Origin of the sequence: Sphingobium yanoikuyae (assembly GCF_013001025.1) — a bacterium.
In the GTDB taxonomy this organism is placed as follows: domain Bacteria; phylum Pseudomonadota; class Alphaproteobacteria; order Sphingomonadales; family Sphingomonadaceae; genus Sphingobium; species Sphingobium yanoikuyae_A.
Genome location: NZ_CP053021.1, coordinates 5,111,134 through 5,123,570 on the forward strand (window position 1 = coordinate 5,111,134; position 12,437 = coordinate 5,123,570).

The 12,437-nt window shown below is 64.8% G+C and carries 16 protein-coding genes; 6 read left to right on the top strand and 10 right to left on the bottom strand.

All coding sequences use genetic code 11. The features are described 5' to 3' along the window. Window positions 1-7 precede the first annotated feature (7 nt). Window positions 8-913, bottom strand: a complete 906-nt coding sequence (gene gluQRS, locus HH800_RS24690) for a tRNA glutamyl-Q(34) synthetase GluQRS (RefSeq protein ID WP_169863005.1) — start codon at window positions 911-913, stop codon at window positions 8-10. 93 nt (window positions 914-1,006) lie between these two features. On the opposite strand from gluQRS, the gene HH800_RS24695 reads away from it, so the two are divergent. Next, window positions 1,007-1,573 carry an HNH endonuclease gene (locus tag HH800_RS24695; protein WP_004210158.1) on the top strand — a complete coding sequence of 189 codons (567 nt, stop codon included), beginning with the start codon at window positions 1,007-1,009 and terminating at the stop codon, window positions 1,571-1,573. A gap of 11 nt (window positions 1,574-1,584) precedes the next feature. On the opposite strand, the gene HH800_RS24700 is transcribed toward HH800_RS24695, so the two are convergent. Then, window positions 1,585-2,322 (bottom strand): Crp/Fnr family transcriptional regulator, encoded by a 738-nt coding sequence (locus tag HH800_RS24700; RefSeq protein ID WP_169863007.1) that lies wholly within the window; start codon window positions 2,320-2,322, stop codon window positions 1,585-1,587. Between the two features lie 208 nt (window positions 2,323-2,530). Here HH800_RS24700 and murA point away from each other — a divergent pair, with 208 nt between their 5' ends. Together murA and HH800_RS24710 are read left to right on the top strand one after the other, a co-directional pair. Next, on the top strand, window positions 2,531-3,814 hold the full coding sequence (murA, locus tag HH800_RS24705; protein ID WP_169863009.1) for a UDP-N-acetylglucosamine 1-carboxyvinyltransferase: 1,284 nt from the start codon (window positions 2,531-2,533) through the stop codon (window positions 3,812-3,814). After that, window positions 3,807-5,324 carry a PAS domain-containing protein gene (locus HH800_RS24710; protein WP_169863011.1) on the top strand — a complete coding sequence of 506 codons (1,518 nt, stop codon included), beginning with the start codon at window positions 3,807-3,809 and terminating at the stop codon, window positions 5,322-5,324. The genes murA and HH800_RS24710 overlap by 8 nt, the downstream gene beginning before the upstream one ends. On the opposite strand, the gene HH800_RS24715 is transcribed toward HH800_RS24710, so the two are convergent. The 7 genes from HH800_RS24715 to HH800_RS24745 form a co-directional block, all read right to left on the bottom strand. Further along, a complete protein-coding gene (locus tag HH800_RS24715; RefSeq protein WP_037515798.1) occupies window positions 5,269-5,706 on the bottom strand; it encodes a response regulator in 438 nt (145 codons plus the stop codon). The two genes, HH800_RS24710 and HH800_RS24715, sit on opposite strands and share 56 nt — an antisense overlap. A gap of 69 nt (window positions 5,707-5,775) precedes the next feature. Continuing rightward, entirely contained in the window at window positions 5,776-6,006 is a 231-nt protein-coding gene (locus HH800_RS24720; RefSeq protein ID WP_004210167.1) for a DUF2188 domain-containing protein, read from the bottom strand. Window positions 6,007-6,031: 25 nt separating this feature from the next. Then, a complete protein-coding gene (ruvC, locus tag HH800_RS24725) occupies window positions 6,032-6,523 on the bottom strand; it encodes a crossover junction endodeoxyribonuclease RuvC (protein ID WP_004210168.1) in 492 nt (163 codons plus the stop codon). Window positions 6,524-6,607: 84 nt separating this feature from the next. After that, a complete protein-coding gene (locus HH800_RS24730) occupies window positions 6,608-7,351 on the bottom strand; it encodes a YebC/PmpR family DNA-binding transcriptional regulator (protein ID WP_004210169.1) in 744 nt (247 codons plus the stop codon). Window positions 7,352-7,445: 94 nt separating this feature from the next. After that, the gene (locus HH800_RS24735) at window positions 7,446-7,772 is read right to left on the bottom strand and encodes a heavy metal-binding domain-containing protein (protein ID WP_004210170.1); all 327 of its coding nucleotides are present in this window, start codon (window positions 7,770-7,772) and stop codon (window positions 7,446-7,448) included. Between the two features lie 123 nt (window positions 7,773-7,895). Then, window positions 7,896-8,138 (bottom strand): DUF2312 domain-containing protein, encoded by a 243-nt coding sequence (locus HH800_RS24740; protein WP_004210171.1) that lies wholly within the window; start codon window positions 8,136-8,138, stop codon window positions 7,896-7,898. A gap of 165 nt (window positions 8,139-8,303) precedes the next feature. Continuing rightward, complete coding sequence (locus HH800_RS24745; protein ID WP_169863013.1) at window positions 8,304-8,603, bottom strand: DUF1244 domain-containing protein; 300 nt, start codon at window positions 8,601-8,603, stop codon at window positions 8,304-8,306. A 104-nt stretch (window positions 8,604-8,707) separates the two neighbouring features. Between HH800_RS24745 and pyk the strand changes: the two genes are divergently transcribed. After that, a complete protein-coding gene (gene pyk / locus HH800_RS24750) occupies window positions 8,708-10,180 on the top strand; it encodes a pyruvate kinase (protein ID WP_080726918.1) in 1,473 nt (490 codons plus the stop codon). Between the two features lie 184 nt (window positions 10,181-10,364). Here pyk and ykgO read toward each other — a convergent pair whose 3' ends face one another. Continuing rightward, the gene (gene ykgO / locus HH800_RS24755) at window positions 10,365-10,490 is read right to left on the bottom strand and encodes a type B 50S ribosomal protein L36 (RefSeq protein WP_004210176.1); all 126 of its coding nucleotides are present in this window, start codon (window positions 10,488-10,490) and stop codon (window positions 10,365-10,367) included. A 196-nt stretch (window positions 10,491-10,686) separates the two neighbouring features. Between ykgO and HH800_RS24760 the strand changes: the two genes are divergently transcribed. Next, window positions 10,687-11,277, top strand: a complete 591-nt coding sequence (locus tag HH800_RS24760; protein ID WP_004210178.1) for a DUF4136 domain-containing protein — start codon at window positions 10,687-10,689, stop codon at window positions 11,275-11,277. Then, window positions 11,274-12,404, top strand: a complete 1,131-nt coding sequence (locus HH800_RS24765; RefSeq protein WP_169863015.1) for a M14 family metallopeptidase — start codon at window positions 11,274-11,276, stop codon at window positions 12,402-12,404. The genes HH800_RS24760 and HH800_RS24765 overlap by 4 nt, the downstream gene beginning before the upstream one ends. The last annotated feature ends 33 nt before the right edge of the window (window positions 12,405-12,437 follow it).

The following is a 12,437-nucleotide window of genomic DNA, read 5'->3' on the forward strand; positions in this document are numbered from 1 at the left end:
GGGGATGCTAGGCCGCTCCGGCGGTGATGCCAACCGGAAAGCGCCCGGCGCGCAGATCATCGGCCAGGCGCTGCGGGTCCATGCCGGCGCCGCGCAGTTCGGCGAGCGCAATCGCCCCGTCCCGCTTCGCCAGTCGCTTGCCATCGGCGCCCAGTAGCAGCGGGTGGTGGATATAGGCGGGACTTGGCAGGTCGAGCAGCGCCTGCAGCAGGCGATGGATATCGGTCGCGGCGCGCAGGTCATTGCCGCGCAGCACATGGGTGACGCCCATGGCGGCATCGTCCAGCGTGCAGGACAGATGATAGCTGGCCGGTGCATCCTTGCGCGCCAGCACGACGTCGCCCGCCGCCGCCGGATCGGCGGCAATCTCGCACGGCGCGGCGTGGGGATCGGGCGGATAGGGCAGGGCGGCCCAGTGGAGCGTCCCCGCCCGTGCGACCGCCGCCTGCATGTCGATCCGCCAGGCATGGGGCATGCCCGCCGCGATGCGTTGCGCGCGCTCCGCGTTCGGCAGGGCGCGACAGGTGCCGGGATAGACCGGGCCTTCCGGGCCATGCGGCGCGGTCAGGCTCGCCTGGATATCGGCGCGCGTGCAGAAGCAGGGGTAGAGCAGGTCCATCGCGCGCAGTCGGTCGAGCGCCGCGTCATAGTCGGCCAGGCGCTGCGACTGGAAGATGATCGGACCATCCCATGCCACGCCCAGCCAGCGCAGATCCTCGACAATCCCGTCGACATGTTCGGGCCGGCTGCGGGTGCCGTCGATATCCTCGATCCGCAGGCGAAAGGTGCCACCCGCAGCCCGTGCCAGGTCCATCGCCATCAGCGCCGACCAGCCATGGCCGACATGCAATCGACCGGTGGGGCTCGGCGCGAAACGACTCACAAGATGCTGTGGTGCGGTGGATTGAGTCATACAGGCTCTTGACGGCGGATATTCGTTAATGCTGTCATGCTCTTGTCACGTTGTTGGTCGATCAGCGGCGTCGGCAAGGGGGTAGAGGCGACTATGTACCATCCCGACCTGATACGGCATCCGGAAAACTGCCCGGCGCTGGTTTTGAATGCGGACTATACACCGCTCAGCTATTATCCCCTGAGCCTGTGGCCCTGGCAGACTGCCATCAAGGCGATTTTTCTGGAGCGGGTGGACATCGTCTCTTCCTATGAGCGGGAAGTCCACAGCCCCAGCCTGCAGATGCGCATCCCCTCGGTCATCGCGCTCAAGCAATATGTGCGGCCCTCGGAGCATCCGGCCTTCACCCGGTTCAACCTGTTCCTGCGCGATCGTTTCAGCTGCCAATATTGCGGCACGACGCAGGATCTGACCTTCGACCATGTCGTGCCGCGCCGCGCGGGTGGCCGCACCACCTGGGAAAATGTCGCGACCGCCTGTTCGCCCTGCAATCTCAAGAAGGGCGGGCGCACCCCGCGCGAAGCGGGTATGCAACTGCATGTCCAGCCGATCCGGCCGACCAGCTGGCAGCTGCAGGAACATGGTCGCGCCTTTCCGCCCGGCTATCTCCACGAAAGCTGGCACGACTGGCTCTATTGGGATGTCGAACTGCTGGCCTGACGCGCGGCGCGTCAGCCCATCGCGGGCAGCCAGTCCAGGTCCATATGCTTGTGCCGATTGGTATAATGGCCGATCTCTTCCAGCCGGGCCATGTCGACCAGCGTGATCCGGCCATTGGCGCGGCTGATCAGCTTTTCCTGCTCCATCTGCCGGATCATCCGGTTCACATGGACGGATGTCAGGCCGATCGCGTCGCCAATCTCCTCCTGCGTCAGCTTCAGGTCGAAACTGTCGGTGATGCTGTCGTCGGTCACGCGCAGCCGGTCGAACATGTCGAGCAGGAAGGAGGCGACCCGCGCCCTGGCGGATGTGCGGCCCAGCGAGGCAAGCCGATCGGTCATCGCCACCCGTTCCGCATTGGACAGCAGGAACAGCAGGGCGGCGACGCGGGGATATTCCTCCAGCAACCGGCGCAGCGCATGCTTGTCGAACGGGCAGACGATAGCGTCCGACAGGGCGACCAGGGATTCCGGGGCCTTGCTGTAGATGGTGCTGGCCGAACCGATGAAATCGCCGGGGAAGTAGACGCGCAATATCTGGCGGCTGCCATCGGGCAGGATGACATAGCTCATGACCCGACCTTCGCGCAGCACGAACAACTCAGTGATCGTCTCGTTGACGCGCTGGATCATGGCCCCGCGCTTGATCTTGCGGGGATTTTCTTCCAGCCGAGCCAATGCTGCTTTTTCTGCGTCGGACAGGGGAACCGTCTTGGCCAGTCTTTCCGCGAAACAGCTCGTCGCCACCAATACACCTTCTTCTTGAAATTGTTGTTACGATGGCAGAACGCCCCAACCTCCTTTTGGCTGCATTTCGGCAAGGCGCACTAAACTCGATCAAGGTTGTGGCGATCCGCGAAAATAGTCTTCCGCTACGCCCGGCTCCGCCCGTTTTTCACGCCGAACGACCGCGCGCGCGCCTTGCACGGCGCGCAATAGACGCTATGAAACCTAGCCAATGGACCGCATTCACATTCGCGGCGGCAAGCAACTCAGTGGCCGCCTTCCCATCTCCGGCGCTAAGAACGCTGCCCTGACGCTGCTGCCGTGCGCGTTGCTGACCGACGAGCCCGTCGCGCTGCGCAATCTGCCGCGCCTGGCCGACGTCGACAGCTTCGGCCATCTGCTCAACCAGCTTGGCGTGTCGACCATGATCGAGGGCGCCCGTCCGGAGGATTTCGGCCGCGTCATGACGATGCGCGCCGGTCGCGTGACTTGGACCGAGGCGCCCTATGACATCGTGCGCAAGATGCGCGCGTCGATCCTGGTGCTCGGCCCGCTGCTCGCCCGCGCCGGCGAGGCACGGGTGTCGCTGCCCGGCGGCTGCGCGATCGGCAACCGGCCGATCGACCTGCACCTCAAGGCACTCGAAGCCTTTGGCGCGATCATCGAGATCGCGGCCGGCTATGTCCGCGCCAGCCTGCCCGATGGCGGCCTGCCCGGCGGCATCTATACCTTCCCGGTGGTGTCGGTCGGTGCGACCGAAAATGCGCTGATGGCGGCCTCGCTTGCCAAGGGCACCTGCATCCTGGAAAATGCCGCGCGCGAGCCGGAGATTGTTGATCTCTGCAAGCTGCTGATCGCGATGGGCGCCGATATCGAGGGCGTGGGCACCGACAAGCTGGTGATCCATGGCCGCGATCGTCTCCACGGCGCGACCTACAGTGTCATGCCCGACCGTATCGAGGCGGGCAGCTATGCCTGTGCTGCGGCGATCACCGGCGGTTCGCTCGACCTGATCGGCGCCAATGCCGACGACATGCACGCCATCCTGGCCGCGCTGCGCGACGCGGGCGTGCAGGTCGACGAGCATCGCGACGGCATCCGCGTTTCGTCCGACGGCAAGCTCAAGCCGCTGACCCTGTCGACCGCGCCTTTCCCGGCCTTCCCGACCGACATGCAGGCGCAGTTCATGGCGATGCTGACCAAGGCGGAGGGCGCATCGGTCCTGACCGAGACGATCTTTGAAAATCGCTACATGCATGTGCCTGAACTGGCGCGCATGGGTGCCGACATCAGCGTCAACGGCCGCACTGCGGTCGTACGCGGCGTCGACAAGCTGGTCGGTGCGCCGGTGATGGCGACCGATCTGCGCGCCTCGATGAGCCTGATCCTGGCCGGCCTTGCCGCCGAAGGCGAGACCATCGTCAGCCGCGTCTATCATCTCGATCGCGGTTATGAGCGGCTGGAGGAAAAGCTCTCGGCCGTCGGCGCCGACATCGAGCGGGTCAGCGATGGCTGACGGACGCGGCCTGGCAACGGATCGGGCGGCGCTGCTGGCGCTTTATGATCTCGACGCCGGCGGTTTCCGTACCCTTGACGATATCACCAGCTTCGCCGCGCAACTATGCGGGGCGCCGATCGCGCTCGTCAGCATTGTCGAGGATGTAAGGCAGCGCTTTCTGGCGCGGGTCGGGCTGGATGCGGAGGAGACGCCGCGTGACGTCTCCTTCTGCGCCCTTGCCATGCTGGGCGACAATATCTTCGTCGTGCCCGACGCGACCCAGGATGCGCGCTTCATCGACAATGCGCTGGTCACCGGTGCGCCGCATATCCGTTTCTATGCCGGGGCGCCGCTGGTCGGCGGCGATGGCGAGCCGCTGGGTGCGCTCTGCGTCATCGATACGGTGCCGCGCGATGACCTGACCCCGCTGCAGCGCCAGGGGCTGTCGCTGCTGGCGCGGCAGGTGATGGTGGAACTGGAAGGACGCCGCCGCGATCGCGACGTGATCGCCCAGCAGCGGCTCGACGCGGCAGCGGTGGCGGACAGCGATCGCATGTTCCGTACCCTGGCCGACACCATGCCGCAAATGGTCTGGTCGACCCTGCCCGACGGCTATCATGATTATTATAATGCGCGCTGGTATGAATATACCGGCGTGCAGGCCGGATCGACCGATGGCGATGCCTGGAACGGCATGTTCCATGTCGATGACCAGCCCAAGGCCTGGGAGAAATGGCGCCATTCGCTGGCGAGCGGCGATCCCTATGAAATCGAATATCGGCTGCGGCACCGCGACGGCCTCTATCGCTGGACGCTGGGGCGCGCCCTGCCAATCCGTGACGCGCAGGGGCAGATCATCCGCTGGATCGGCACCTGCACCGAGATTCACGAACAGAAGCTGATGCTCGAAGAGCGCGAGATGATCGCGCATGAGTTGTCGCATCGGATCAAGAATATCTTTTCCGTCATTGCCGGCCTCATTGGCCTGTCAGCGCGCGAGCGTCCGGGCATGCAGGAAGGGGCGGACGACCTGCGCGACCGTATCTTGGCGCTGGGGCGGGCGCATGACTTCGTCCGCACCCATGGCGGCGGCGTCAGCATGGCGGAGGAGCAGGCGTCGCTTCATGGCGTGCTGGAGGAGATTTTTGCGCCCTATGGTGGCCGGGAACGACTGCAATTGTCGGGCGACAATCCGCCGATCGATGATCGCTCGGCGACGCCGCTGGCGCTGCTGTTTCATGAACTGGCGACCAATGCCGCCAAATATGGCGCGCTATCGACGCCTAATGGCTTTATCGCGCTGCATGTGGTGACGCAGGATGAGGATATCCGGCTCGACTGGCGCGAAGAGGGCGGACCGAGTGTGGCGCCGATCGCCAGCGAAGGCTTTGGCAGTCGCCTGATCGCGCTTAGCGTCGAGCGTCAGCTGGGTGGTCAACTCGAACGGCAATGGTGCCCCGAAGGGCTTCGGCTCAGCCTGCGGATACCGCGACGCTCGATGCACCGCGCTGCGGCGGGAAGGGCGTAAAGCCGGCAATTTCCGCCGTGGCGAGGTCGGCTGCTTCGGTGGCCGCCAGGCGCACGGTCTGGGCAATGCTCTGCGCGCGGAAGGGCTTGGTGACGACGCCCAGCGCCGCAACGGACGCCGTGCCGATCTGCGCCGGATTGGCGGTCACATAGATGACCTTGATGCCGAAGCGGCTGGCCAATTCCATGCCGATGGCAGGACCAGTGGGGCCATCACGCAGATTGAGGTCGACCAGGGCGATGTCGCAGGATTCGGCGGCGGCCATCGCCGCCTCGCGGTCGGCCGCGATGCCGCCGACATCGAAGCCGGCATCCTGCACAATCTGTTCGATTTCCAACGCGACGAAAATCTCGTCCTCGACGATCAGAATCTTCTTGCTCATCCCTGCGCCCGCTTATGCTGGTGTCGATAAATGCGGAAAGGGACGAAGAGTTCCCGAAATATGTAAAAATCAGGTGTCGTCGTTTTCGATGCTGGTCCAGGCCGTGTCGAACGCGGTGCCGTTCATCAGCAGGACCGATGCGGGATAGCCGCCTGCCGCTGCCTTCTTCGCCGTTTCGGTGGCGCTGTCGATCGCCGCCTGCTGCGTCGCGAAGGGGCCATAATAGCTGTTGTTGAGGTTGATCTTCCACGCTCCGTCATGCGGGACGATGATGTAGCGGGCGTGGGGCAGGTCGGTCATGGTCGCGATGGTCTCCGATGGCAGGTCAGCGCGCGGGCATCCGCCGGGCGCTTGCCAGATGATGGGCATGGGTGATCGCCACCGCAAGGGCGTCGGCCGCGTCCGACCCGACGATCTTGGCGCCGGGCAGCAGCCGCTGGACCATGGCATGGACCTGGTCCTTCGATGCGTTGCCGACGCCGACGACCGATTTCTTGACGAGGCGGGCGGCATATTCGCCCACTTCCATGCCGGAGCGCGCGGCATTCAGCAGGATGACGCCGCGCGCCTGGCCCAGCTTCAGCGTCGATTGCGGATTGACGTTGACGAACACCTCCTCGACCGCGGCGCCATCGGGCCGATGTTCGAGGATCAGGTCGGTCAGCGCCAGATCGAGCGCCATCAGCCGCGTCGCCAGCGACATCGCGCTGTCGGTCTTGATCTGGCCGTTGCCGACATGGGTCAGGCGATTGCCGTCGGCGGCAATCAGGCCCCAGCCTGTGGTGCCGAGGCCGGGGTCGAGGCCAAGTATGATCATGGGTGCAGGATCGTCCGCATCGGGCAAGACCGGCGCGCATCGGCGCTGCGCGATCTCGCCCGAAGCGAACGGGAGCCGGGCATCTTAGCCCAGCTTCTCCATCACAGCGTCGGAGACTTCATAATTGCCCCAGACGGTCTGGACGTCGTCATCATCTTCCAGCGTGTCGACCAGCTTCAACAGCGTTGCGGCATTGGCTTCGTCGACTTCCAGCGTGGTCTGCGGCTTCCAGGCAAGCTTGGCGCCCTCTGCCGGACCCAGCTTGGCTTCCAGCGCCTTGGCGACTTCGTGCAGCGCGTCCATCGCGGTCCAGATCTCATGCTCGTCTTCGTTCGACGAGACATCGTCCGCCCCCGCTTCCAGCGCGGCTTCGAAGACGGCGTCGGCATCGCCGGCGCTGGCGGGATAGGTGATGAGGCCCAGGCGGTCGAAGCCATGGCTCACCGCGCCCGACGCGCCCAGGTTGCCGCCATTCTTGGCAAAGGCGGTGCGGACATTGGTCGCGGTGCGGTTGCGATTGTCGGTCAGTGCCTCGACGATGATGGCGACGCCGCCGGGGCCATAGCCCTCATAGCGGATTTCCTCGTAATTCTCCATGTCGCCGCCGATCGCCTTGTCGATCGCGCGCTGGATATTGTCCTTGGGCATCGACTGGGCCTTGGCGGCGTTGACCGCCAGGCGCAGGCGCGGGTTCATGTCCGGATCGGGCATGCCCATCTTGGCCGCGACGGTGATTTCGCGCGACAGCTTGGAGAACATCGACGAGCGCTTCTTGTCCTGCGCACCCTTGCGATGCATGATGTTCTTGAATTTGGAATGGCCGGCCACGGCCTTCTCCTGACATTTTCTGTGAAACCGAAGCGCGCTCTCTAGCGAGCGCGTCGCCATCCTGCAACGCTAGAGGATGGCGGAGGCGCGGCGATCAGTAGCGGATCGCGGTGCCCGAGGCGGAGACCATCAGCATCGATCCATTGGCGCCGATCACCTCATAGTCGAGGTCGACGCCGACCACGGCATTGGCGCCCAGCTTGCGGGCATTGCCCTGCATCTCCTCGATCGCTTCGCTGCGGGCGCGTTGCAGCACATCCTCATAGGCGCCCGATCGGCCGCCGACGATGTCGCGCACACTGGCGAACAGGTCGCGGAAGAGGTTGGCGCCGACAATCACTTCGCCGGTGACGATGCCCAGATAATCCTGGGCGGGACGGCCTTCCAGGCGGCTGGTGGTGCTGACGATGATGTCGGTCATAAGGGACGTCCTCTCATTTTGGTGGCGCCCCTGGCGCGAGGGGGCTGGACCAGATGTAGGTCGACAGCACCCCTCGGCAAGGTCCGGTGGCATGCACCGGTCGGGAATAAAGCGTGGACCGCCTTATTCCATGCCCAGCGCGGACAGATAGGTCTGCAGGATCGCTTCCATTTCCTGGCGGTCATGCGGCTGCATCTTACGCAGGCGGATGATCTGGCGCATGATCTTGGGGTCGTAACCGGTCGCCTTGGCTTCCAGATAGACGTCCTTGATGTCGTCGCCGATGCCCTTCTTTTCTTCTTCCAGGCGCTCGATGCGCTCGATCAGAAGGCGCAGCTGGTCGGCTGCGATATTGCCCTCGCTCATGGGAATCTCCGTGTCAGTGTGAATCGGTTGGTGGACGCTCCTAGAGCCTGATCGGGCGAGGTGGAAGCGCTTTGCGCGTCCGCCGATACCGTGAATCAGGCTCCATTCGGGAAATTCGGACTGCGTTTGGCGCGCGGCGCCGGTCCGGCAGGATCTGCCGAACGCTTAATGGTTGTCCGCGTTCTTCGCCACGCTCTCCTGCATCTTTGCGATCTGCTGCGGCGTCGCCTCGCCCTGATGGCGGGCCTTCCATTCGGCAAAGGGCATGCCGTGGACGATTGCGCGGGCGTCGTCGCGGGTCAGATCGCCGTCGGCCTCTGCAATCCAGTCGGCCAGACAGTTGCGGCAGAAGCCGGCCGTGCCCATCAGATCGATATTCTGCACGTCGGTCCGATGCTGCAAATGCGCGATCAGCCGACGGAAGGCGGTTGCAGCGACGGCGTCACTGAGTATGGTAGCGGACACAGGCGGAACCTTTCGCTTAATCTACATCATCCTGTCGTGCAGCACGGATAATCGATAACGACGCCCTGGCAAGCCAGAGGCGATCAATACGGCCAGGAGAAGACATGACACGACTATCGCCCCGCTCGCGCAAGGTTCGCATCCTCGCGACCCTCGGTCCCGCCAGCGAGAGCGCAGAGATGATCCGCGCATTGTTTGTCGCGGGTGCCGACGCCTTTCGAGTCAATATGAGCCATGGCGCGCATGAGGATCATGCCGCCCGCATCGCCACGATCCGCGAGCTGGAAAAGGAATTTTCCCGGCCGACCACGATTCTGGCCGACCTTCAGGGCCCCAAGCTGCGCGTGGGCACGTTCGAGAAGGGGCTGGTGGTGCTGGAAACCGGAGCGGCCTTCGTCCTCGATCGGGATGACACGCCGGGCACCGTCGAGCGCGTGAACCTGCCGCACCCCGAAATCTACGCCGCGCTGGTTCCCGAGACCCGGCTGCTGCTGGATGACGGCAAGCTGGTGCTGCGGGTGAAGGCGGTCACGGACACGCGAATCGATACCATCGTGGAAATCGGCGGGACGCTGTCGAACCGCAAGGGCGTGAATGTGCCCGACGTGGTCGTGCCGGTGCCGGCGCTGACCGACAAGGATCGCCGTGACCTCAGCTTCGCGGTCGATCAGGGCTGCGACTGGATCGCCCTGAGCTTCGTCCAGCGGCCCGAGGATCTGGCCGAGGCGCGCAAGCTGATGGGTGGCCATGGCGCTCTGATGGCCAAGATCGAGAAGCCTTCGGCCGTGCAGCGGCTGGAGGAGATTATCGAGATGGCCGACGGCGTGATGGTCGCGCGTGGCGATCTGGGCGTGGAACTGCCGCCGCAGGCGGTGCCGCCGCTGCAGAAGCAGATCGTCGCGACAGCGCGCCGCATGGGCCGTCCGGTGGTGGTTGCGACCCAGATGCTCGAATCGATGATCAAGGCGCCGACCCCGACCCGCGCCGAAGTGTCGGACGTGGCGACCGCGGTCTATGACGGCGCCGACGCGATCATGTTGTCGGCCGAAACGGCGGCGGGCGACTGGCCGGTCGAGGCAGTGTCGATGATGGACAGCATCGCCCATAGCGTGGAGCGCGATCCGGGCTATTTCGCCCGTCTGCACTTCACCGAAACGCGGCCCGACCCGACCACCGCCGACGCCCTGGCGGAGGCTGCCGCCGGCATCGTGCCGGTCGTCGGCGCCAGCGTCATCACCTGCTTCACCTCATCGGGCAGCACCGTGCGCCGCGTGGCGCGCGAGCGGCCGTCTGCACCGATCCTGGCGCTGACGCCGCGATCCGATACCGCGCGCAAGCTGGGCCTGACCTGGGGCGTCCATGCGATCCGCACCAAGGATATCGGCAATTTCGAGGAAATGATCGGCAAGGCGCGCCGCATGGCGTTGCGCCACGACATGAGCGCCAAGGGCGGCAAGATCGTGGTGCTGGCCGGCGTGCCCTTCGGCACGCCCGGTTCGACCAATGTGCTGCATGTGGCGACCGTGCGCGGCGACGAGCTGAAGGGGCGCGACGAGACACCCAGCCTGCCGGCCTGACGGCTTTGGCATGATCGATTCGGCGCGGCCGCCCCATTCGGGCGGCCGCGCTTTTTTTCATGGCCGCGAATCGATTCGCGTGAAAATGCCGCGCCAACACGTTGAGCGCCCGATCCATGGGATCGGGCGCTCAATAAGACCTTTGGAAGGTCCGGAGGATCGGCGAGCCGATCCGTCCGCGCTTTTAGCCCTGGCGGGCCTTGAAGCGACGGTTGGTCTTGTTGATGACGTAGGTCCGGCCACGACGACGGATCACGCGGTTGTCCCGGTGGCGGCCCTTGAGCGACTTGAGCGAGTTGCGGATCTTCATTGTCAGCCTTCTGGAATCATGTCTGATTGGAAAAATCGAAGCGCAGCCCCTATGGGGGAGGCGGCCGAAAGTCAAGCGCAGGCCACCGCCTTTTGCCACCGTTCATCCTGCATGCAGCCAAGTCATGGCTTCACCCGTTGGAAGGGAATGCTATGTCGGCGGCGTGTTGGACATAGTCCCGTTGGAGTGCAATCGCATGTTGAAACAGATCATCCTCTCCTCCTGTCTTGCCCTGTCGCTCGCCGCCTGCGCGACGGTGCCGTCGGTGGAGGTGACGCGATTCCACAATGGCAGCCCGGCACAGACTGGATCGATCGCGGTACAGGAAATCCCCGGCAATCCGGACGTTGGCCTCGAATTCCGCACCTATGCCGGGGCGGTGAGCCAGGAGCTGCAGCGCGTCGGCTTCACCAATGCGGGCGATGCGGGCAGCGACTATGTCGCGCTGGTCGGCTTCCGCCGCAGCTTCCGCCCGACCGGAACCGCGCGCAATGACAAGCCGGTCAGCGTAGGCGTCGGCGGGGCGCTGGGCAGCGGCGGCTATTCCGGCCTCGGTCTGGGCGTCGGCATCAATCTGTCGGGCAAGCCCAAGGATATCGTTTCCACCGAATTGCAGATCCAGATTCGCCGTCGCAGCGATCAGGCCGCCATCTGGGAAGGCCGCGCCTCGACCGAATCGCGTGAAGGCACGCCCGAGTCGCAGCCGCGCGCCGTCGCGCAAAAGCTCGCTGCCGCCCTCCTCGGGGGCTATCCGGGCGAATCCGGGCGCACTATAACGGTCAAATGACCATCTCCATTTCGAGCGCCTTCGACAGCGGCAACATCCGCGTTCTTTCCATCACCGACACTCCCGACGGCGTCCGCGCCGAGCTGGAAATCGTCAAGGACAAGGACAGCGACTTCTATCAATGGTTCCATTTCCGTCTGGCGGGCGCCGTCGGACGTGAAGTGGAACTGGTGATCGTGAACTGCGCGGGCTCGGCCTATCCCGACGGCTGGCCGGGCTACAAGGCGCGGATGAGCGAGGATCGCGAGAATTGGCTTCAGGCCGATACCGACTATGCCGACGGCACGCTGACGATCCGCCTCTCGCCCGACAGCAATGCCGTCTGGCTCGCCTATTTCGCGCCCTATTCGATGGAGCGCCATCATGATCTGGTCGCCTGGGCCGCCTGCCAGCCGGGCGTCGAGCATCGCGAACTGGGCCTGACGCTGGATGGCCAGCCGCTCGACATGCTGAGCGTCGGCGAAGGCCCCAAGAATGTCTGGCTTTATGCCCGCCAGCATCCCGGCGAAAGCATGGCCGAGTGGTGGATGGAAGGCGCGCTGGAGCGCTTGACCGACGACGAGGATGCGGTGGCGCGCTATCTGCGCCAGAAGGCGACCTTCCACATCGTCCCCAACATGAATCCGGACGGCAGCCGGCGCGGTCATCTCCGCACCAATGCGGCGGGCATCAATCTCAACCGCGAATGGCATGAGCCGTCGATGGACAAGAGTCCGGAAGTCTATCTGGTGCGCGCCGCGATGGACGAGACCGGCGTTGATTTCGCCATGGACGTGCATGGCGACGAGGCGATCCCGGCGGTGTTCCTGGCCGGCTTCGAGGGCATTCCCTCGATCACCGACCGACAGCTCTCGCTCTATCATCGCTATCGCGACACGCTGGCGGCCCGCACGCCCGATTTCCAGACGCGCCTCGGTTATCCGGTGGCGAGCGGCGGCAAGGCCAATCTCGCCATGTCGACCAACCAGCTGGCCGAACGCTTCGGCGCGGTCGCGATGACGCTGGAAATGCCGTTCAAGGATAATGACGATCTGCCCGACGCCGATTTCGGCTGGTCGCCGGCCCGTTCGGCACAACTTGGCAAGGATTGCCTGGCGGTGCTGGCGGAGATGATCGAGGATATCTGACCGGGCTGATCGGGGGGCAATAGATGGAGCATG